Source organism: Serratia sp. BIGb0234 (assembly GCF_024809915.1).
GTDB lineage: Bacteria > Pseudomonadota > Gammaproteobacteria > Enterobacterales > Enterobacteriaceae > Serratia > Serratia liquefaciens.
Window position 1 is genome coordinate 825,006 of sequence record NZ_JANUEI010000001.1, and the last position, 19,405, is coordinate 844,410.

The window sequence follows — 19,405 nt, forward strand, 5'->3', positions numbered from 1 at the left end:
CCCTTTTGTTATTAGGTGGCAGACAGATGCGATTTGGTTAGTCGTTGGCTGGTGAGCGGAGAGATTCACGGGTGTAAATCCCGTTAACCAGCCGCAGCAGGCCCAGTGGATTGCTGTCTTGCAGCTGCGGGGGCAGCAACGCAGGGGGGTAATTCTGCAGGCAGACCGGGCGCAGAAAACGTTCAATAGCCAGCGTACCCACCGACGTACCGCGTGCGTCGCTGGTGGCCGGATAAGGGCCGCCATGCACCATGGCATCGCAGACTTCTACCCCGGTCGGATAACCGTTAAACAATACCCGCCCCGCTTTTTGGGCCAGCCGTTGGGCCAGCGGTTCTGCGTCGGCCAGATCCTCGTTTTCTGTCAGCAGCGTGGCGGTCAGTTGCCCCTGCAGGCTGTCCAGTGCGGCGGTCAGCTGTCGACGATCTTCCACTTCCACCAGAATGGCTGCCGGGCCAAACACTTCCTCTTGCAGCAGCGGGTTTCCGCTGAGCAGCAAATCGAAATCGGCCTGATAGAGCTGTGCCGTTGCTAAATGCGGGCGCTCTTCGCGATGACCGGCCAGGTGACGGATGCCGTTTTGCTCATCAAGAGCAGCCAATCCGCGGCGGTAATTGGCCAGCGTGCCGGCATTGAGCATGGCTTGCGCAGGCGCGGCGTTGACCTGTGCGGACAGTTCGCGCACAAATTCGCTGAATGCTTCGCCGCGTTGCCCGATGATCAGCCCAGGCTTGGTGCAGAACTGGCCGCAGCCGAGGGTGAAGGATGCGACCAGCTCGCGGGCGATCTGCTGCCCACGGCGGGCTAAAGCCTGCGGCATAATGATCAGCGGGTTGATGCTCGACATCTCGGCAAATACCGGGATCGGTTGGGCGCGCCGCTGGGCCAAATCGAACAAGGCCCGCCCGCCCCGTAGCGATCCGGTGAAACCCACCGCCTGAATGGCCGGATGCTGCACCAGTTCCGCGCCAATGTGGTCCCCGTAAATCATGTTGAAAACTCCGGCCGGGATCTGCTGTTGTTCTCTTGCCCGTTCGATGGCCAGCGCGGTCAGTTCTGCGGTGATCATATGGCCGCTGTGCGCCTTGAACACCACCGGACAGCCTGCGGCCAACGCGGCCGCGGTGTCTCCGCCTGCGGTGGAGAATGCCAATGGGAAATTGCTGGCACCAAACACCGCCACTGGCCCGAGGGCGGTGCGATACTGCCGCAGATCCGGGCGGGGCACCGGCGTTCGTTGAGGCAATGCGCTGTCTATGCGCACGCCATGCACATCCCCACGGCGCAGCAGGGTGGCAAACAGTCGCATTTGGCCGCTGGTTCTGGCCCGTTCGCCGCTCAGTCGGGCTAATGGCAGGGCGGTTTCCTGCATGGCGAAGCCGAAGAAATCCTCATCCAGAGCGTCTAATTGGTCGGCAATGGCCTCAAGAAAGTCGGCTCGACGCTCGGCGCTGAGCTGAGAATAGGCCGTGAATGCTTGTGCGGCGGCATCGGCGGCGGCGGCGGCTTCTTCGTGACTGGCCGAGAAAAAAACGTGGCCGGTCGGCAGGCCGTTGTCGGCGCGCAGGCTGACAAGCTGGGCCTCGCCGCTGGCACGGCGTTGACCGCCGATAAACTGTTGGCCGCTGATGGTATGGGCGTTGGACATGGGTTCCCCCGTTGGGTCAGTGACAGAGCCCGGCAGGCCGCCGGGCGTGGGAGGCGATCAGAGGCCGACATCCGGCAGCGCAGGGCGGTTGGCCAGCGCTTTTTTGACCACTGCGGTGACCTCGGCCAGGGTATCGCCCTGCAATGCCAGACGTGGCGGACGGGTAATAGCGCTGCCGCGACCCACCAACTCTTCACATAGCTTGATGCACTGCACCAGATCGGGACGCGCATCCAAATGCAGCAGCGGCATAAACCAGCTGTACAGCGCCAGCGCTTCCTCGAAGCGTTTTTGCTTCGCCAGACGGAACAAGGTTTCGCCTTCACGCGGGAAGGCGTTAGACATGCCGGAGATCCAGCCTTCGGCGCCGACGGCGATGCTTTCCAGCACCACGTCATCCAACCCGGCGAACAGCACAAAGCGATCGCCCACTTCGTTGCGCAGATCGATAAAGCGACGGGTGTCGCCAGAGGAATCCTTGAAGCAGACGATATTCTCGCAATCGACCAGTGACGTCAGGATGTCCGGCGTCACGTCGTTTTTATAAATCGGCGGGTTGTTGTAGACCATGATCGGCAGATCGGTGGCGGTAGCGACGCTGCGAAAATGCGTTGCGGTTTCATGGGGTTTGGCTGAATAGACTAACGCCGGCATTACCATAATGCCGTCGACGCCGACCTTCTGGGCTTCGCGCGCCATATTGCGCGCAAAGGCGGTGGTGAACTCGGCGATACCGGCAATCACCGGGACCTGACCCTGAGCTGCGTCGCGTGCCACTTCAATCACCGACAGTTTTTCCTGAACGGTCAGCGAGGTGTTCTCACCCACGGTGCCACACACCACCAGGCCCGAAACGCCGTCTTTGACCAGGTTTTTGATCACCGTGTGGGTGGCGTCGAGATCCAGAGAAAAATCGCTGCGGAACTGGGTGCTGACCGCCGGGAATACGCCGCTCCAGCTAATGGCTTTATGGCTCATAGTGTTTTTCCTGTTGTCCAAGTTTGTTAATCAATGGTGAATTATTGGTGAAATCCAATCACAGATTGACCTGTATTGTTCGCAGGGGCTTGACGGTTTTCGCCGAATGCCATGACGAAATTGGCACAGTGAGGCGGGGTTTCAGACGAGAAGGAACCTGATGCACAAGGCACCATAGCGATTTTTTTACTAATATAAATCAGTGTATTAAAGGGTTATGGTGGTGCGGAAGTCGCGCGGCGTTGAACCGGTCATGGCTTTGAATTGACGGCTGAATGCGCTGTGATCGGTGTAGCCGCACTGCAAGGCGATGTCGGTAATCGGCATATCGCCGGCCAGCAGTTCGGTGGCTTTTTCCAGCCGCACCTTGTGGATCATCTGGCGCGGCGTGAGATGAAAAATGCGTTTGCAGTAACGTTCAATCTGCGCCACGGAAAGTGCAGTGAGCGTCGTCAGTTCCTCAAGTGCGATCGGCCGGGCGTAATGCTGGCGAATGTAGACATCGATGGCCGCCAGCCGCTGATAGGCTGGGTGATTGGCCTTGGCTTCCTGCAGATCGTGCGAAATGCCGGCCATGCCGATGATTTTGCCCTGCGCATCGTACAGCGCCAGCTTTTGCGTCAGGCACCAACCGGTCTCACGTCCGTTATACAAGTGCATTTCCAGCTGATCCTGGATCAGCTCCCCGTGACGCAGCACGCGGAGATCCTGCTCGGTATACCCCGATCCGAGCTGGGCGGGGAAAACGTCCGCCGAGGTTTTGCCCAGCAGCGGCGCGACGGTTTTAAACCCACAGCGTTTGGCCAGCGTCAGATTGGCGAACAGATAACGGGCTTGCACGTCTTTGATGAAGAACACCACGTTGGGCATGGCATTGAACAGCGGGGCGATCAACGCCAGGGAATTAAGCAGGTCGCGCAGAGTATTCGGCCGTTGCTGTGCCAGGCCGTCGCACCAGCGGGACAGTTGCTCAACGGCGAAAACGTCATCTTCCTGTTCATCGAAAGCGGGCCTGGTGTCAGTGATAACCTGGTGGCGTTGAGTTAATCGCATGGCAATACCTTTTCCCGCTGAATGGCACAGAATCTGGAGTGGCCGGGCCGGCCATGTTGACGCGCCTCATCAATATTAACTTTCTTGTAACTTTTCAAGCGCAGCCGTCAATTATGCGGATCACCGCAAACTTTTTCCCTCCGTGACACATTCCACGCAGAAAAAAATGGCCTCCTTCGCACAATCCTGGAAATAACATAAAAGTAACGATTTGATAAATAACTCATTCTTATGGCTCATCGCTTTTCTCTGTTCGGCGTTAACCGGATATCCAATTAAGGATTGTGCTGATTTCTGCATGTGCCGAGCCGAAATGTATCAAGCCGCCGCTGACATATTCGGTCAGTCTAACGCCAACGGTAACATTTCATTAACTCAGGAGGCTCCGATGGCACATTCTTCGCATTTCACCGCGCTGCGGGCGATCGATTCCCATACTGCCGGTGAACCTACCCGGTTGATCATCGAAGGGTTTCCCGATTTGGGTAGCGGCAGTATGGCGGAGCGCAAAGCCCGATTTGCCCAAGATTATGATGATTGGCGCAGCGCCATCATTCTGGAGCCGCGCGGCAATGATGTCCTGGTCGGGGCTTTGCTCTGCCAGCCCTGTTCGCCGCAGGCCGCTGCCGGGGTGATTTTCTTCAACAACGCCGGCTATTTGGGCATGTGCGGCCACGGCACCATTGGTCTGGTGGCCTCATTGGCCTATTTGGGGCGAATTGGCGTGGGAGATCACCTGATTGAAACGCCTGTCGGCACGGTAAATGCCAGGCTACATGAGGATGGCAGCGTGACGGTGGAAAACGTACCGGCCTATCGCTACCGCCGCCAGGTAAGGGTGGAGGTGAGCGGCTATGGCCCGGTGGTGGGTGACATTGCCTGGGGCGGGAATTGGTTTTTCCTTATCGGTGAACATCACCTGGCGATCGATACGCAAAACCTGGACGCGCTCACCGCTTTTTGTTGGGCGGTGCGGGTGGCACTGGAGTCTGCGGGGATTTATGGCGAAGACGGTGGGGTTATCGATCATATCGAACTGTTTGCCGCCGATCCGCAGGTGGACAGCCGTAACTTCGTGCTTTGCCCGGGTAAAGCCTATGACCGCTCACCCTGCGGGACCGGCACCAGCGCCAAACTGGCCTGTCTGGCGGCCGACGGCAAACTGCAACCGGGTGAGATCTGGCGCCAGGCGAGCGTGATCGGCAGCCAGTTCAGCGGGTATTACCAACGCAACGGCGATCGCGTAACGCCGTTTATCCGTGGGCAAGCCTATGTGTGCGCTGACAGCCAACTGCTGTTGGATGAGCGCGATCCTTTCGTTTGGGGTATCCGCTGATGGCTGCCGACAGGCGTGCTGAAGCGATCGTGGTGGGGGCCGGCATTATTGGTGCCGCCTGCGCCTGGCGCCTGGCGCAACAAGGGCTGCAGGTGCTGCTGGTGGATAATCAGCGCGCCGGTGCGACCGCCGCAGGCATGGGGCACCTGGTGTGTATGGACGACAACCCTGCCGAGCTGGCCTTAAGCGCCTACTCACTGCAGCTGTGGCGCAGCCTGGTGGAACGACTGCCGGAAAACTGCGCCTGGCGTGGTTGCGGTACGCTGTGGCTGGCAGAGCGGGACGATGAAATGGCGATTGCCGAAGCCAAGTGCCAACGTATGGCGGAGTATGGCGTGGCCAGCGAAATACAAAGTGTCGCACAGGTGGCAGGCCTGGAACCTATGCTACGCCCCGGTTTGGCGGGCGGGCTGCGAGTGCCGGGCGATGGCATCGTCTATGCACCTAACGTGGCCCGCTGGCTCGTGAACGACGCCGGAGCGGCAATCAGAGTCATTATCGGGGAGGCTTACGCGTTGGAAGAACGGGCCATCGTGCTGGCGAGTGGTGAGCGTCTCACGGCACCGGCAGTGGTGCTGGCCTGCGGTCTGCAGGCCAACAGGCTGCTGGAACAGCCCATACTGCGGGCCAAAAAAGGGCAGTTGGCGATTACCGATCGCTATCCGCACAGGATCCATCATCAGTTGGTTGAATTGGGGTATGGCGCCAGCGCCCATGCCAACGACGGTACTTCGGTGGCGTTTAACGTTCAGGCGCGCCCAACGGGCCAGTTGTTGATCGGCTCATCTCGCCAGTTTGACGCCCCAGGCAATGACATCGATTTTCCGTTGCTGGCCGCAATGTTGGCGCGCGCCAACGCTTTTCTGCCTACGCTGGCACAGATGAACGTCATTCGCTGTTGGACCGGCCAGCGTGCCGCCTCCGCCGACGGTTTGCCGCTGTTGGGCCCGCATCCGCAACACCGTTGGCTGTGGCTGGCGCTAGGGCACGAAGGGTTAGGCGTCACCACCGCTTTGGGCAGTGCTGAGCTGATTTCCGCCCAGATCCATCATCATCGCCCGGCGATTGACGACACGCCTTATCTGGCTGCGCGCATGTTCAGTACGCAGGTGTTAGCGATATGAGTCAAAAACAGAATCAACTGAATGTGATCCTTAACGGTGAAAGCCTCTGGGTTCCGGAAGGGGTTAGCGTGGCGGCGGCGTTCAGTCTGAGTGGCGAGGACAGTTGTCGCGTTTCGGTCAGCGGGCAAGTGCGCACGCCGTTTTGTGGCATGGGGGTTTGCCAGGAGTGCCGCGTGACCGTAAATGGCCTGCGGCGGCTGGCGTGTCAGACCCTCTGCCAGCCGGGAATGCAGATTGAGAGGACGGAGAATGAGTGACCTCGTGTGCGATGTGTTGGTTATCGGTGCGGGCCCGGCCGGGCTTGCGGCGGCCCGGGCGGCGGCAGAAAGTGACCAGTCGGTGCTGGTGCTTGATGATAACCTGCGCCCGGGCGGGCAGATCTGGCGTGACGGACCCAACGTGGCGCTACCGGCGCTGGCGCAGCAGTATCGGCGGGCGGTGGAAGCGCTGAGCAACGTGACCCTGCTGAACGGGGTGAAAATCATCGCTTGTTGTGGGCCGCAGAAAATCCTCTACGAAGCTGCGACTGGCAGCGGAGTGGTGGACTATCAAACATTGATCTTGTGCTGTGGCGCACGTGAGTTGCTATTGCCGTTTCCCGGTTGGACGTTGCCTGGCGTCACCGGTGCCGGTGGGTTGCAGGCGCAGATTAAACAGGGAATGCCGATCAAAGGGGAGCGGGTGGCGATTGCCGGCAGTGGCCCGTTACTGATGGCGGTGGCCGACAGCGTGATCAAAGCAGGGGGAGAAGTGGTGAGGGTGGCAGAACAGGCGTCAGCCATGCGCCTGACGGCATTTGCTGGCGGGTTGTGGCGTTGGCCAGTCAAATTACGCCAGTCATTTACCCTGTTCAACCGCCATTATCGTCCTGACAGCTTTGTGCTGGAGGCAATAGGTGAGCAACGGCTGACGGCGATACGGCTGCAGACGGGCACTCGCGTGACGACGCTGGCCTGCGAACGCTTGGCCTGCGGTTTTGGCCTGGTGGCGAACGTCGAATTGGCGATGCTGCTGGGCTGCCGCCTTCGTGATGACGCCGTTGCCGTGGACGAGAACCAGCAAACCAGCCAGCCGAAAATTTATGCCGCCGGTGAATGTACCGGAATAGGGGGCAGCGAACTGGCGCTGACGGAAGGAGCCATTGCCGGGTATGTCGCCACCGGCAATCAACAACGGGCGAAGGGATTGATGCGGCAACGTGATAAATGGAGGCGATTCGCCGATGCTGTGGCACAGACTTTTGCCTTGAATCCCGCGCTGAAAGCGTTGGCAGAACCGCAAACTTTGGTGTGCCGTTGTGAAGATGTTTCCTTAGGCCAGCTAAACGGCTTTCCTGACTGGACGGCGGCCAAGCTGAGCAGCCGCTGTGGCATGGGGGCTTGTCAGGGGAAGATTTGCGCGACGGCGGCGCGTCATTTGCTTGGCTGGCCGCTACCGGCACCGCGGATACCATTGACGCCGGTAAGGGTCGAAACCTTGGCCCGATTGAACGACATCGAGGCTGACGAATAAGCCTGCTACACTCAGGCAGATGACCGGAAAAATCGGGCGGAAAACGGATGACGAATGCACTGATTACGCTGGGGCTGTGCCTGCTGTTAATACCGCTTTTGTTGTGGTTGATTAGCCGGGCGCTATCGGCCGCAAAAGATAAAAAGCCGCAAGGGGGTAAACCTAAACCCAGGACCGGCATGCCGCACGGTGATGATGAGTGATCCTTACGGGCGCGTGGGGCAGTGTGCCGACCGCGCCGTTGGTATTACCTTCACTGTGGCCAGTAATAGGTTTTCTCATGCCAGCCTTTACCATACATGCAGGCTTCTATGGTCGCCGAGCGAGCATCTTCGTTACGATCGTTCTGCACTGTCTTGAACGAGGGCTGTTTTTCGTAGCGGTAACCTGCCGGGCAGTCTTTTTTGTCTTTCTTACAGCTTTGGTATTGGTTTTCGTAGCTAAACTCAAAATCTCTCACCACATCGGGAGGGAAACGTTCGTAACCGCGAGCTTTGCATTCAGCATATTCCATGTCGCGGGTGGCATTGCCGGCACCGGGTTTCTCCCACTGGGTGCAGGCGGTTAATGTCATTAATGGCAAAATAATCAAAAAGCTAAACGTCTTCATGGTATCCCTAACTCTTCCTTTCGTCCTGTATTCACACGCTAAGAATCTTCCTAAGCGAGATAGGGCATGAGTGTAATAAACTGATGTTAAAATTGGAAATGATAATAGTTATTGTTTAGGCGAGGTTGATGTAATACCGACAGTGCAGGGCTAAGAACGTTATTCCCAATCATGAAATAGTCCCGCTTGTTATAATGTACCTGCTAACTTTTATTGGATATATATGGGAAGTGATTTTTTAAGATATTTACCTAAAGATTAATTCTTATTATTGGTTACACAAAGGTATTTGAAGAACCGTGAATTAGAATAGGGACTTTTTTATTGCTTTTTATAAATTATCGAAATTAAAACTATTATTAAATTTGCCGGTAATACGATTGCAATTCATGCGCAAATTTTTTAGATTCAGGATCGAGAAGTGATTGTCATGATGATGAAGACGTTAAAGGGAGTTTTATTTTGGCGAATAAATCTGAAGTACCTAAAGACAGTGCTGATTTACCTTCATTATCAGAAGATTGTGACAGGTTAAGAAACCTTTCCGATGTTGGGGATTCATTGGGTTACGGTCGTACTCGTTTTTATCAATGGTGCCGGGGACGCGGTTTTCTCACGCTGATGAATGCGCCTTCAGCAGAGATGATAAGCGCGGGTTACATGGTGACGACGTTATCAGATAATGGTTACTCACGCGTTTATGTGACTGAGGATGGTTTTAATTTTGTGGGTGACGCCTTTCGCGAAGACATTCAAAAACGTATGGTCAAGCTTTAAGGGAATTATAAAAATCTTATTCATTTCAATATACTAACTACGGAATTTTCTTATGCTATCGACCGCGTTGTCTAACAAACATCGCGGTTGGCGAGGACCGATCCGTTGTGCTCCCGATGTTCTTCAGATCACTGGAAATTATCTTATTTTTGTATTGATGTTACCCCAGCGCTACAGCCGCAGCCTATTCTGTTGCTACTATAAAGACTGGTTTTTCCCAGGAGCTCAGGATGAAGCATTACGCCGCGTTATTTGTTACTACCTTGCTGTTGTCTGGCTGCGCTACGCAGTCCGTTCCGCTGCAGCAGGCCGAATTACCGCCTCCTAGCCGACTGTTGCTTTATCAAAATATGCCGCAGACGCCTTATGCGACCCTGGTGGTAGTACGTGACAGCGGAATGTTGGCAGGCAGTTGCCGAACCGGGGTTTATATCAACGGGGAGTTTGCTGCGTCGCTGGCGGCGAAAGAAAAGGCTGAGTTCCGGGTTCCGGTCGGCAATAATGAAATCAGCATTGGGCAGGATATGATCGAAAACAGTCTGTGTATCTGGCGCGATACCAGCGGCCGGCTACCGATGACGTTGCGTGCCGGTGAAAGTCGCTATTTCCGCGTGGCAGGAGATATGCAACGCGGATTTGTTCTGCAGGCCGGCAGGCCGTAATTCTGGCGGGGCAGTCAACGCCCCTGCCACCATCCCCACAGGGTAATCAAAAGCCAGGCCGCCGCGATCCAACATAATACCGCAGCGGCCAGCGCCCAAGACAATCTCATGCTGTTGATAAAGAAATACAGCGAGATCAGATACACCAGATAGGGTAAAACGGCCCACATGCCGAATATCAGCGTGGTTCTCAACGCTTCGATTGAGCGTTCGCTGCCGACGATGTAATGGGCAATCAGTGCGAAGGTAGGGAACAACGGTACCAGACCGGCGATATAGTAGCTGCGACTTTTGGCAAGCAGGCCAATGAGTACCACCACCAGTGCGCCAATCAGTGCTTTTACCACGATGCCCATAGGTTTCTCTGACGTAAATAAAAACACATTGCCTGAAAGTGTCAGGGTGATCAATCACAGGGGCAGGGGGAAAACGGGCCCGCGGTTACGGCAGGCCGGAAGGGGATAGCTTATTGGCGGTAGGCGTGCTTAATCTGCTGAATGCTGTTTTTAAAGATCTCGGCCTGGGTGGGATCTTCAATCTGTGCGATAAAGCGTTCCATGTTGATAATGACTTTCCCGGCGTCGGCCTGGCCGATCGATTTCAGGATCAGCGTTAGCGTGGCTTTAAGGCAGGCGACTTCCGTTGCCAGCGTTTCCGGGTTTGCAGACGTAGTGAAGTCAACGTTGCTCATTTTCTCTCCTGATTTTTGAGGCCGAAGCCTGAAACAATGTGCTTTGTGGTGCACACCCGCACCGATTTCATTCAATCAGACGTGCAGATGCGTATTTAACTGGGCGCGGAGTATAGCATAGCATGCAGATATCCATCTGCACCGATAGCGCGATATCCGTGTCGGTGCGGCTAATGCGGCATCGATCGTGGTTTTATCAACTTCCACTTTATAGTGCATAGTCACTAGTGATTATTGAATGGAGTGTTGGTAGTTTGGTAGCGGAGCCGCCGGGGAATAATAGCCAAGTTATTTTTTTCGAGTTAATAAGTATTTGTCCGTCGGGTTATTGTTAACTTGTTAGGGTTATTTAAATCATCAACCCTGGCTGCGAGCTGACGTCTGGGGTGAGTAATTTCTTTACGCAATGACTCTTGCGAGGGAAGATAAAAAGCAATCTGTCATATTGTTTTATTTCAATGGATTACAATCTTGTTGCATTGGTGTTAATATTATCCGTGTTGCGATTTCTTACACTGATTTTACCTTCGCTTCTGGATTATCGCAGTATCATGGGGCCCGGTTCACTCAGGGTAATATTTACATCGACGGCTTTTTATCTGCAGACAAGGGTTTTATCGGGCAGCCTGAGTGACTAAAATTCGAAAATCAGGCCCACTGCGCAAAGTTAATCGGAAGTAAGTATTAATCTGTGTTCATTCTTGGCTAAAAAACAAGTAATATCTCAGGCTATAACAGAGGCTGATTGCGTTACTCCCTTCTTTTTGGAGATTTTTCCTTGATTAGCGTTCTTCTTGTTGATGACCACGAACTGGTGCGCGCAGGGATACGACGCATTCTTGAAGATATCAAAGGTATAAAAGTTGTCGGGGAGGCCCAGTGCGGTGAAGACGCCGTGAAATGGTGCCGTGGCAATGCTGTAGATATCGTTCTTATGGATATGAACATGCCGGGTATTGGCGGGCTGGAAGCCACGCGCAAAATTGTACGCTATGCGCCCGACGTTAAAGTCATCATGCTGACTATTCACACTGAAAATCCCTTGCCGGCAAAAGTGATGCAGGCCGGAGCCGCGGGTTATCTGAGCAAAGGTGCGGCACCGCAGGATGTGGTGAATGCCATTCGTACGGTGCAGGCCGGGCAGCGTTATATCGCGTCCGATATCGCACAACAGATGGCATTGAGCCAGTTGGAGCCGCAGACGGAAACCCCGTTCAGCTGCCTGTCTGAGCGCGAGCTGCAGATTATGCTGATGATCACCAAAGGCAAAAAAGTTAATGAGATCTCGGAACAGTTGAGTCTCAGCCCGAAAACGGTGAACAGTTACCGTTACCGTATGTTCAGCAAGCTGAATATCAGCGGTGATGTCGAACTGACACACCTGGCTATCCGACACGGATTGTTCAATGCGGAGACGTTGTTAAGCAGTGAGTGACCGTTTTGATGCCAAAGCATTTCTCAGCACCGTAACCAGCCAGCCTGGCGTCTACCGTATGTATGACGCTACTGGCACGGTTATCTACGTCGGTAAAGCCAAAGACCTGAAAAAACGCCTCGCCAGTTACTTCCGCCAACAGGTTGGCAGCAGGAAAACGGAGACGTTGGTTAAAAATATCGCTCAAATAGACGTAACTGTTACTCATACCGAAACAGAAGCGCTACTACTGGAACATAACTACATAAAGTTATACCAACCGCGATATAATGTTCTTTTGCGAGACGATAAATCTTACCCGTTGATCTTCCTCAGCGCGGACAGCCACCCACGCCTGGCGGTTCATCGCGGCGCTAAACACGCCAAAGGGGAATATTTCGGGCCGTTCCCCAATTCTTATGCCGTGCGTGAAACGCTGGCGCTGCTGCAGAAATTGTTCCCGATACGCCAGTGCGAGAACAGCGTGTATCGCAACCGTTCGCGTCCCTGCCTGCAATATCAGATTGGGCGTTGCCTGGGGCCTTGCGTCGCCGGATTGGTGAGTGAGGAAGAGTACCGGCAGCAGGTGGATTACGTGCGCCTGTTCCTGTCCGGTAAAGATCAGCAGGTATTACACCAGTTGATCGAAAGGATGGAAAACGCCAGCAAGACACTGAACTTTGAAGAAGCGGCACGCATTCGCGACCAGATCCAGGCGGTGCGAAGGGTGACCGAACGTCAGTTCGTTTCCGGCAACAGCGACGATCTGGACGTCATCGGCGTGGCTTTCGAATCCGGTATGGCTTGCCTGCACGTGCTGTTTATCCGTCAGGGTAAGGTATTGGGTAGCCGCAGTTACTTCCCGAAAGTACCGGGCGGCACCGACATGAGCGAAGTGGTGCAAACCTTTGTCGGCCAGTTCTATTTACAGGGCAGCCAGATGCGCACCTTGCCGGCGGAAATTCTATTGGACTTTACTCTGCCGGAGAAAGAGCTGCTGGCTGAGTCGCTTTCAGAACTTGCCGGGCGAAAAATTCAGATTCAGAGCAAACCGCGAGGGGATCGCGCACGCTACCTTAAATTGGCTCGTACCAACGCGGCGACGGCGCTAACCACCAAGCTTTCACAGCAGTCGACTATCCATCAGAGGTTGGCCGAATTGGCGAAGGTGCTCAACCTTGCCGAAATTAACCGCATGGAATGTTTCGACATCAGCCACACCATGGGGGAGCAAACCGTGGCTTCCTGTGTGGTATTTGACTCGAATGGTCCGCTACGTTCGGAATATCGGCGCTATAATATCACCGGCATAACGCCAGGGGATGATTATGCCGCGATGGCGCAGGTGTTGAAGCGCCGCTATGGCAAAGCCCTGGAAGAGAAAAAAATCCCCGACGTTATTTTTATCGACGGCGGCAAGGGGCAGCTAGGTATGGCGATTGACGTATTTAACTCGCTGAACGTGACCTGGGATAAAAACAAACCCTTGCTGATTGGCATCGCCAAAGGGGCCGACCGCAAAGCCGGGTTGGAAACGCTGTTCTTTGTACCGGAAGGCGAGGGTATTGCCTTGCCGTCGGATTCACCGGCGCTGCATGTGATCCAGCATATCCGCGATGATTCGCATAACCATGCGATCACCGGGCATCGGCAGAGAAGGGCAAAAGTAAGAAACACCAGCGCGTTGGAATTGATCGACGGCGTTGGGCCAAAACGGCGACAGGTGCTGTTGAAGTATATGGGCGGACTTCAACCATTATTGAACGCCAGCGTTGAGGAAATTGCAAAAGTGCCGGGTATTTCACAAGCATTGGCAGAAAAGATCTACAATGCATTGAAACACTGAGGGCAATGTAGCAACATACTCTTAATTCCCACTCCAGCCAGATAGTTACCGTAGCATTATGCAATTGAATATACCGACTTGGCTTACTCTGTTTCGCGTAGTTCTGATCCCATTCTTTGTTCTGGCATTTTACCTGCCGTTCACTTGGGCTCCGATGGTTTGCGCCGTCATCTTTGTGTTTGCTGCCATAACCGACTGGTTTGACGGTTTCCTGGCCCGTCGCTGGAAGCAAACGACCCGTTTCGGGGCGTTCCTTGACCCGGTGGCGGACAAAGTGATGGTGGCGGTAGCGCTGGTGCTGGTGGCGGAACACTATCACACCTGGTGGATTACCCTGCCTGCGGCAACCATGATTGCCCGTGAAATTATCATCTCGTCGCTGCGTGAGTGGATGGCGGAGATCGGCAAGCGCAGCAGCGTGGCGGTGTCCTGGATTGGCAAAGTCAAAACCATGGCGCAAATGATGTCGCTGGTCGGGTTGCTGTGGCGTCCCGATCGCACCGTCGAGTATGTGTCTTTTGGTTTGCTGTACATCGCGGCGGTGCTGACTTTCTGGTCAATGTTCCAATATTTGAACGCTGCGCGGAAAGATTTGCTGGAACCCTGATCAAAGCGATGCAAAAATCGTCAAACGAACGTAATGAGACAACAATTTTATTGACTCATTACGTCAGGTAAGTAGAATGCATCGCATCAGACGGCAGCAGTGATTTGCCGAAAGATAGCAAAAAAATCAGTAAGTTCTGATTAATGCGGGAATAGCTCAGTTGGTAGAGCACGACCTTGCCAAGGTCGGGGTCGCGAGTTCGAGTCTCGTTTCCCGCTCCAAATTTGATGAAGCTGGTGTTTCACGAGCTTTAGCCTGATAAAGGCAAACAAGAATTTAGGCGCGTTAACAAAGCGGTTATGTAGCGGATTGCAAATCCGTCTAGTCCGGTTCGACTCCGGAACGCGCCTCCAATTTTCCCGAGCCCGGGTGGTGAAATCGGTAGACACAAGGGATTTAAAATCCCTCGGCTTATGGCTGTGCGGGTTCAAGTCCCGCCCCGGGTACCAGGAAAATAAATTCCAGAATAATCAAAGCAATAAGTAGTAATGTCGTGACCGCCGGAAGGCGGTTTTTTTGTGCCTGAAATTCCATTTCGTCATATCACATCATAATATTCTTCTGCTATCACTGTTATCTTGTTGTCGGGCAAGGACCATTTTTCAAGACGCTTGGTAAGAAGTGATCTATAACCAGAGAGTGCAATAGATAAGGAGTGTTGGATGAAAGGGGGATTATTTTTATTGGCGATTGTCATGCTATCTGGCTGTTCAGGGTCTTTTGGATCGATTCTGGGCGTGATCCCGCAAAGCTCCGATGTTTGCCCACAAGGGAAAAATGCGATTACCGGCGAATGCCGTTAGCTCGCATTATCGGCTTTTTGTCGGCCTAAACCCTGCGGCCAGCCTAAAACTATGGCTGGCAAGCTAATCAAGCCATATCCGGCTGTTTGATCGTTGTGCCGATCGCCGGATACTGCCTGTTACGGGCGTTAGAACCTAGCCTCCACTTCCCAGTAGCGGAAGCCTATCCGCACTGCAGTTTGCCACCCACATCACGGCCATGACGACGGCGATGGAAATGATCGCGCACAGATCCGATTTGCGCATGTTTCTCCTTAGCGAGCGTTGATCCCAATAACCTCAATTGCCGCTCTGTGCAGTTTCTGACAGTACTCGTCGGGTTGTCTTTCGATTTCAGCGATGAGATAGGCGAGAATGTTTTGCTTGCTGATGGGTTTGTTCGCGGAAAGCACCTGAATAACGCCTTTGCCGAGCAGGCTGTATATTTGTTCACGGTATGTCTCAATATCTCTATCGTGGAGACCGTAAAGGGAGTAATCGATCATAGAATTTTACCGCTGGTGAAATTTAAAGTGCCAGCCGAAGCTGGCAGAGAAGCCATTAAAAAAATAAAGTCGTGCAAATTTCACTTAGGGTGATATCTAAGTGGAATGTTAACGATAACGTAGTAAGAATATTCCCATCAATAGGCAGTTGTAACCCAAACCGCTAATTAGGAAAAACCTCAGGCCAGCGCCGCAGCGGTGATATTTACCGTTGAAGGCCCGGCAAACGGCGCTGTGGCAGAGACTCAATCTTCTGTCTGTGACCCCAGGCTTTCGGGCAATAACTGCGCCAGCAGCAGGTCGAGAGTCAGCATCAGTCCATAGCGTGCCGTACTGCCGCCGCTGAGCGGCAACACCTTATCCGCCAGCCCGGCCAGCGTAGTGCCCGCAGGGGTTAGGGCGATGCGATAAGCACCGGTCGCGCCGGCCAGTTTGGCCGCGTTCAGCAAATCGCTGTTTTCCCCACTCATAGACAGCAGGATCACGCACTGTTGCGTGCTGAGCGTGGAGGCCGTCATGCGCATCAGCGCCGCGTCCTGGCAGATAAATGCAGGGTAACCCAGGCCCACCAGGCGCTGTTGCAGCTCATTGGCATAAAGCGCCATGCTGTTTACGCCAAAAATATGCACGCTCTTGGATTGGCTCAACTGCTGGCAAGCATCGATCAGCGCTGCATGTTCTACTTGCTGCAGCTGTTGATGCAAGGTGGTTTCCACGTCGTTGACGCGCTGTAGCCACAGCCGCGGTGGGCCATTAGGCGTGGCTTGGGCGGTCAAATAGCGTGAGCCGCTCACGCTGGCCTGAGCCAGTTTCATGCGCAGATCGCGAATATCGTCGCAGCCAATGGTTTTGGCAAATCGGGTAATGGTGGCCGGGCTGACCCCCGCTTGGCTGGCCAGCAATTCGATGGTGGCGGAGGAGGCGAAGGCAATATCGTCCAAAATGGTCTGTGCGACTTTGGCCTCCTGCTGACTGAACTGATTTTGTCGTGCGCGGATCTGATAGACGATGTCGCCAATATCTTCACAACCGATGGATTTAGCAAAACGGCTGAGGGTGGTGGAGCTGACGCCAGGCAGTTTGCCGATGCCGGCCGCGGAGGCAAAGGCGATATCCATGCCGCCGAGCACGGGTTGGGCTACCTCTGTAGGAGGGGGTGTTGCCGTCGACGGGGAGCGCATTAGCGCGATAAAGTCGTTAAGATCCTGACAGCCAAGGGATTGGGCAAAATGAGCGACGATCTCAGTGCTGACACCTGCTCGCTCTGCCAATTGCTCAATGGTTGCTGTTGATGTAAACCCCGGGTTGTCCAGTATGGCTCGGGCAACTTTTGCTTCCTGGCGGCTGAACGGATCCTGGCGAAACTGAATGTGGTAAACGAGATCCATGACTGCAGTGTCCCTTCTGTAATGCCAACCGGCGATCTGTGCTTCAAATTAGCCTGTTTTTCACACGGCATAAAGCGATAACCAGAAGAATAAGCTAATGAAAATAATTTTCAATCAGGACAGATTTGAAACGAGATGCTCTTCGCATTGTTTATCGGTCAGTGATTTATCACTTTGTTTTTAAACGTTAAAGACAGGTTTTAAATTTTGTGGTTATGAAAAATTAGATCGCCGATCACAGTGTTGAAAAAAATTTTCACGACGAAAATTCTTTAATGCATTGTTTTTAAACGATTAGCCAAAAGTCATAATCAAATCGTATGGAATCAAGGTATTTACAAGCGTGTTACGGAACTGTTTTATATTTGCATCGCCAAGTGGCTAACAACCGGGATACTAAAAATGCAAACCATCGTCTTATGTTGCGCAGCAGGCATGTCGACCAGCATGCTGGTACAAAAAATGAAAGCTGAGGCGCAAAAACGGGCGCTGGATATCGTGATTGAAGCCGTGCCGGTGGCGGATTTCGAGCGCATCGTCGAGCGTGCGGACATTGTACTGCTGGGGCCGCAGGTGAAATATGAACACGCACGTCTTTCCGAACTTGCTGCGCCCTTGGGGAAAACTGTTGCGGTGATCGACATGATGGATTACGGCACTATGCGTGGAGACAAGGTGCTGGATAAGGCGCTGGGCTTGTTAGCCTGATAACACTCTGAGGGGCTTGGCCCCATTTATCCTTTATTTATTCATCGACCGCGGGTTATTTCATGACTCTCGGCGGGATCGCTGCGCCTGAAATAAGGCCGGGGAGGTGATGGTGGATTTGGAAACTAGCGTTATGGAGTTGCTGGTTCATGCCGGCAGCGCTCGCAGTTCGCTGCTTTCGGCGCTGCAACTGGCACGTCGCGGTCAGTTCGCAGCCGCAGAGGTTAAGTTGGAAGAGGCGAAGGCCGGCATCGGGAGGGCGCACGGCATGCAGACGGAGCTGATTGGCATGGATGAGGGAGTTGGGAAAATACCGGTCAGTCTGATTCTGGTGCATGCGCAGGATCATTTGATGAATGCCATGCTGATTCAAGATCTGGCCACCGACATGATCGAGCTTTATCGCCGTTTACCGCAGGGGCAAAGCAATGACTAAGATAACCGTAATTGGCGGGGGCAGCAGCTACACGCCGGAGTTGGTCGAGGGGCTGATCGCCCACTATCAGGACGTCCCGTTAATCGAACTGGCGTTGGTAGATGTAGAGTCCGGCCGCGAGAAAGTGGGCATCATTGCCGAACTGACCAAAAGAATGCTCAAGCGCAACGGGCTGGAGCAGGTGGTGGTGTCGGTACATTTCGAGCTGGAACCGGCCATTCGCGGTGCCAGCTTTGTACTGACTCAACTGCGGGTCGGGCAACTGGCCGCCCGTGCTGCCGATGAACGCCTGGGTTTGAAATACCAGCGCCTGGGTCAAGAGACCACCGGTGTCGGCGGTTTCGCCAAGGCATTGCGCACCATTCCTGTCATGCTGGAGGTGGCGCGTACCGTAGAAGCGGTAGCGCCGGACGCCTGGATCATCAATTTTACCAATCCGGCCGGTATTGTCACCGAAGCGGTCTCCCGTTACAGCAAGGCGAAGATTATCGGCTTGTGCAACGTACCGATCACCATGCACCACATGATCGCCGACATGCTGAAGGCACCTCATGATCAGGTCGATCTCCGTTTTGCTGGACTGAACCATATGGTGTGGGTACATCAGGTAACGCAAAGCGGCAGGGATGTGACCGCCCAGGTGTTGGAGATGCTGAGCAATGGCGAAACGCTGTCGATGAACAACATCAAGGATCTGCCTTGGCCGCCGGCGTTTTTGCAGGCGCTGGGTGCGATCCCTTGCCCATATCATCGCTATTTCTACCAAACCGCCGGCATGCTGGAAGAAGAGCTTGAAGCCGCTGCGGCCCAGGGAACCCGTGCTGAACAGGTGATGAAGGTAGAGGCAGAGCTATTTGCACTGTACGCCGACCCAACGCTGGATAAAAAACCCGAGCAGTTGAGCTTCCGTGGCGGTGCTTTCTATTCAGAAGTGGCGGTCGAGCTGATCCGTGCCATTCACAATAACAGCGGCAAGGTGCTGGTGGTGAACACCCGCAATAATGGTGCGATTCAGGGCCTGCCGGATGACGCAGTGATTGAAACCAACTGCGTGATCGACGCACAGGGCGCTCACCCGCTGAGCTTCGGGCCGCTGCCGCTGGCCATGAACGGGCTGACTCAGCAGGTGAAAGATTTCGAACGTTTGACCATTGAGGCCGCAGTGCATGGCGATCGTCACAGTGCACTGTTGGCGCTGGTGGTGAATCCGCTGATTGGCGGCGTCGGTATCGCAGAACCTTTGCTGGATGAGGTGCTGAACCTGAATCAAGCCTATTTGCCGCAGTTCAACTAAGTCGATATTCCATAATAATAATCACGATGCCGG

General features: G+C 54.2%; 20 protein-coding genes and 3 tRNA genes. 15 read left to right on the forward strand and 8 right to left on the reverse strand.

The window, feature by feature from the left end; genetic code table 11:
- Positions 1 to 37 precede the first annotated feature (37 nt).
- The 3 genes from M2407_RS03990 to M2407_RS04000 form a co-directional block, all read right to left on the reverse strand.
- Positions 38 to 1,648 (reverse strand): aldehyde dehydrogenase (NADP(+)), encoded by a 1,611-nt coding sequence (locus M2407_RS03990; protein WP_197820513.1) that lies wholly within the window; start codon positions 1,646 to 1,648, stop codon positions 38 to 40.
- Positions 1,649 to 1,705: 57 nt separating this feature from the next.
- A complete protein-coding gene (locus M2407_RS03995) occupies positions 1,706 to 2,626 on the reverse strand; it encodes a dihydrodipicolinate synthase family protein (RefSeq protein WP_020826223.1) in 921 nt (306 codons plus the stop codon).
- A 207-nt stretch (positions 2,627 to 2,833) separates the two neighbouring features.
- Entirely contained in the window at positions 2,834 to 3,679 is an 846-nt protein-coding gene (locus M2407_RS04000; RefSeq protein ID WP_020826224.1) for an AraC family transcriptional regulator, read from the reverse strand.
- A 388-nt stretch (positions 3,680 to 4,067) separates the two neighbouring features.
- Between M2407_RS04000 and M2407_RS04005 the strand changes: the two genes are divergently transcribed.
- From M2407_RS04005 to M2407_RS04020, 4 genes are read left to right on the forward strand one after another with little or no spacing between them, the layout of a single operon-like run.
- Entirely contained in the window at positions 4,068 to 5,015 is a 948-nt protein-coding gene (locus tag M2407_RS04005; protein WP_259216785.1) for a 4-hydroxyproline epimerase, read from the forward strand.
- A complete protein-coding gene (locus M2407_RS04010) occupies positions 5,015 to 6,139 on the forward strand; it encodes an FAD-binding oxidoreductase (protein WP_259216786.1) in 1,125 nt (374 codons plus the stop codon). Before M2407_RS04005 ends, M2407_RS04010 begins: the two co-directional genes overlap by 1 nt.
- Positions 6,136 to 6,396 (forward strand): 2Fe-2S iron-sulfur cluster-binding protein, encoded by a 261-nt coding sequence (locus tag M2407_RS04015; RefSeq protein ID WP_046373940.1) that lies wholly within the window; start codon positions 6,136 to 6,138, stop codon positions 6,394 to 6,396. The genes M2407_RS04010 and M2407_RS04015 overlap by 4 nt, the downstream gene beginning before the upstream one ends.
- Complete coding sequence (locus M2407_RS04020; protein ID WP_142815527.1) at positions 6,389 to 7,651, forward strand: FAD/NAD(P)-binding oxidoreductase; 1,263 nt, start codon at positions 6,389 to 6,391, stop codon at positions 7,649 to 7,651. Before M2407_RS04015 ends, M2407_RS04020 begins: the two co-directional genes overlap by 8 nt.
- Positions 7,652 to 7,904: 253 nt before the next feature.
- On the opposite strand, the gene M2407_RS04025 is transcribed toward M2407_RS04020, so the two are convergent.
- Positions 7,905 to 8,261: a hypothetical protein gene (locus M2407_RS04025; protein WP_020826230.1), complete on the reverse strand. Its 357-nt coding sequence runs from the start codon at positions 8,259 to 8,261 to the stop codon at positions 7,905 to 7,907.
- Between the two features lie 462 nt (positions 8,262 to 8,723).
- On the opposite strand from M2407_RS04025, the gene M2407_RS04030 reads away from it, so the two are divergent.
- Both M2407_RS04030 and M2407_RS04035 read left to right on the forward strand, forming a co-directional pair.
- Complete coding sequence (locus tag M2407_RS04030) at positions 8,724 to 9,038, forward strand: hypothetical protein (RefSeq protein WP_071844565.1); 315 nt, start codon at positions 8,724 to 8,726, stop codon at positions 9,036 to 9,038.
- A gap of 230 nt (positions 9,039 to 9,268) precedes the next feature.
- The gene (locus M2407_RS04035; RefSeq protein WP_046373938.1) at positions 9,269 to 9,700 is read left to right on the forward strand and encodes a hypothetical protein; all 432 of its coding nucleotides are present in this window, start codon (positions 9,269 to 9,271) and stop codon (positions 9,698 to 9,700) included.
- A 14-nt stretch (positions 9,701 to 9,714) separates the two neighbouring features.
- Here M2407_RS04035 and M2407_RS04040 read toward each other — a convergent pair whose 3' ends face one another.
- Together M2407_RS04040 and M2407_RS04045 are read right to left on the reverse strand one after the other, a co-directional pair.
- Positions 9,715 to 10,056, reverse strand: coding sequence for a GlpM family protein (locus M2407_RS04040; RefSeq protein ID WP_044549716.1), 342 nt, complete (start codon positions 10,054 to 10,056; stop codon positions 9,715 to 9,717).
- A 110-nt stretch (positions 10,057 to 10,166) separates the two neighbouring features.
- Positions 10,167 to 10,391: a DUF2594 family protein gene (locus M2407_RS04045; RefSeq protein ID WP_020826235.1), complete on the reverse strand. Its 225-nt coding sequence runs from the start codon at positions 10,389 to 10,391 to the stop codon at positions 10,167 to 10,169.
- 778 nt (positions 10,392 to 11,169) lie between these two features.
- On the opposite strand from M2407_RS04045, the gene uvrY reads away from it, so the two are divergent.
- The 6 genes from uvrY to M2407_RS04075 all read left to right on the forward strand — a co-directional run bounded on the left by uvrY (position 11,170) and on the right by M2407_RS04075 (position 14,707).
- A complete protein-coding gene (uvrY, locus tag M2407_RS04050) occupies positions 11,170 to 11,826 on the forward strand; it encodes a UvrY/SirA/GacA family response regulator transcription factor (RefSeq protein WP_041414407.1) in 657 nt (218 codons plus the stop codon).
- Positions 11,819 to 13,651, forward strand: coding sequence for an excinuclease ABC subunit UvrC (gene uvrC, locus M2407_RS04055; protein ID WP_187962638.1), 1,833 nt, complete (start codon positions 11,819 to 11,821; stop codon positions 13,649 to 13,651). Before uvrY ends, uvrC begins: the two co-directional genes overlap by 8 nt.
- Before the next feature lie 58 nt (positions 13,652 to 13,709).
- Positions 13,710 to 14,258 (forward strand): CDP-diacylglycerol--glycerol-3-phosphate 3-phosphatidyltransferase, encoded by a 549-nt coding sequence (pgsA, locus tag M2407_RS04060; RefSeq protein ID WP_020826238.1) that lies wholly within the window; start codon positions 13,710 to 13,712, stop codon positions 14,256 to 14,258.
- 145 nt (positions 14,259 to 14,403) lie between these two features.
- Positions 14,404 to 14,479: transfer RNA gene (locus M2407_RS04065), tRNA-Gly, on the forward strand.
- Positions 14,480 to 14,537: 58 nt separating this feature from the next.
- Positions 14,538 to 14,611: transfer RNA gene (locus M2407_RS04070), tRNA-Cys, on the forward strand.
- Between the two features lie 10 nt (positions 14,612 to 14,621).
- Positions 14,622 to 14,707, forward strand: a tRNA-Leu gene (locus M2407_RS04075).
- A gap of 608 nt (positions 14,708 to 15,315) precedes the next feature.
- Here M2407_RS04075 and M2407_RS04080 read toward each other — a convergent pair.
- Positions 15,316 to 15,546 carry a biofilm development regulator YmgB/AriR family protein gene (locus M2407_RS04080; protein ID WP_020826240.1) on the reverse strand — a complete coding sequence of 77 codons (231 nt, stop codon included), beginning with the start codon at positions 15,544 to 15,546 and terminating at the stop codon, positions 15,316 to 15,318.
- Positions 15,547 to 15,791: 245 nt separating this feature from the next.
- Positions 15,792 to 16,934: a MurR/RpiR family transcriptional regulator gene (locus M2407_RS04085; protein WP_198639803.1), complete on the reverse strand. Its 1,143-nt coding sequence runs from the start codon at positions 16,932 to 16,934 to the stop codon at positions 15,792 to 15,794.
- Positions 16,935 to 17,336: 402 nt separating this feature from the next.
- Here M2407_RS04085 and M2407_RS04090 point away from each other — a divergent pair, with 402 nt between their 5' ends.
- The 3 genes from M2407_RS04090 to M2407_RS04100 all read left to right on the forward strand — a co-directional run bounded on the left by M2407_RS04090 (position 17,337) and on the right by M2407_RS04100 (position 19,372).
- Positions 17,337 to 17,642 (forward strand): PTS sugar transporter subunit IIB, encoded by a 306-nt coding sequence (locus M2407_RS04090; protein ID WP_020826242.1) that lies wholly within the window; start codon positions 17,337 to 17,339, stop codon positions 17,640 to 17,642.
- Positions 17,643 to 17,751: 109 nt separating this feature from the next.
- Positions 17,752 to 18,078 carry a PTS lactose/cellobiose transporter subunit IIA gene (locus tag M2407_RS04095; protein WP_115059177.1) on the forward strand — a complete coding sequence of 109 codons (327 nt, stop codon included), beginning with the start codon at positions 17,752 to 17,754 and terminating at the stop codon, positions 18,076 to 18,078.
- Positions 18,071 to 19,372 carry a 6-phospho-beta-glucosidase gene (locus M2407_RS04100; protein ID WP_217331022.1) on the forward strand — a complete coding sequence of 434 codons (1,302 nt, stop codon included), beginning with the start codon at positions 18,071 to 18,073 and terminating at the stop codon, positions 19,370 to 19,372. The genes M2407_RS04095 and M2407_RS04100 overlap by 8 nt, the downstream gene beginning before the upstream one ends.
- Positions 19,373 to 19,405: the final 33 nt, after the last annotated feature.

Coding starts and splice junctions, on each gene's coding strand:
- M2407_RS03990 (WP_197820513.1), bottom strand. CDS start 1,648: ATGTCCAACGCCCATACCATCAGCGGCCAACAGTTTATCGGCGGTCAA.
- M2407_RS03995 (WP_020826223.1), bottom strand. CDS start 2,626: ATGAGCCATAAAGCCATTAGCTGGAGCGGCGTATTCCCGGCGGTCAGC.
- M2407_RS04000 (WP_020826224.1), bottom strand. CDS start 3,679: ATGCGATTAACTCAACGCCACCAGGTTATCACTGACACCAGGCCCGCT.
- M2407_RS04005 (WP_259216785.1), top strand. CDS start 4,068: ATGGCACATTCTTCGCATTTCACCGCGCTGCGGGCGATCGATTCCCAT.
- M2407_RS04010 (WP_259216786.1), top strand. CDS start 5,015: ATGGCTGCCGACAGGCGTGCTGAAGCGATCGTGGTGGGGGCCGGCATT.
- M2407_RS04015 (WP_046373940.1), top strand. CDS start 6,136: ATGAGTCAAAAACAGAATCAACTGAATGTGATCCTTAACGGTGAAAGC.
- M2407_RS04020 (WP_142815527.1), top strand. CDS start 6,389: ATGAGTGACCTCGTGTGCGATGTGTTGGTTATCGGTGCGGGCCCGGCC.
- M2407_RS04025 (WP_020826230.1), bottom strand. CDS start 8,261: ATGAAGACGTTTAGCTTTTTGATTATTTTGCCATTAATGACATTAACC.
- M2407_RS04035 (WP_046373938.1), top strand. CDS start 9,269: ATGAAGCATTACGCCGCGTTATTTGTTACTACCTTGCTGTTGTCTGGC.
- M2407_RS04040 (WP_044549716.1), bottom strand. CDS start 10,056: ATGGGCATCGTGGTAAAAGCACTGATTGGCGCACTGGTGGTGGTACTC.
- M2407_RS04045 (WP_020826235.1), bottom strand. CDS start 10,391: ATGAGCAACGTTGACTTCACTACGTCTGCAAACCCGGAAACGCTGGCA.
- pgsA (WP_020826238.1), top strand. CDS start 13,710: ATGCAATTGAATATACCGACTTGGCTTACTCTGTTTCGCGTAGTTCTG.
- M2407_RS04080 (WP_020826240.1), bottom strand. CDS start 15,546: ATGATCGATTACTCCCTTTACGGTCTCCACGATAGAGATATTGAGACA.
- M2407_RS04085 (WP_198639803.1), bottom strand. CDS start 16,934: ATGGATCTCGTTTACCACATTCAGTTTCGCCAGGATCCGTTCAGCCGC.
- M2407_RS04090 (WP_020826242.1), top strand. CDS start 17,337: ATGCAAACCATCGTCTTATGTTGCGCAGCAGGCATGTCGACCAGCATG.
- M2407_RS04095 (WP_115059177.1), top strand. CDS start 17,752: ATGGTGGATTTGGAAACTAGCGTTATGGAGTTGCTGGTTCATGCCGGC.
- M2407_RS04100 (WP_217331022.1), top strand. CDS start 18,071: ATGACTAAGATAACCGTAATTGGCGGGGGCAGCAGCTACACGCCGGAG.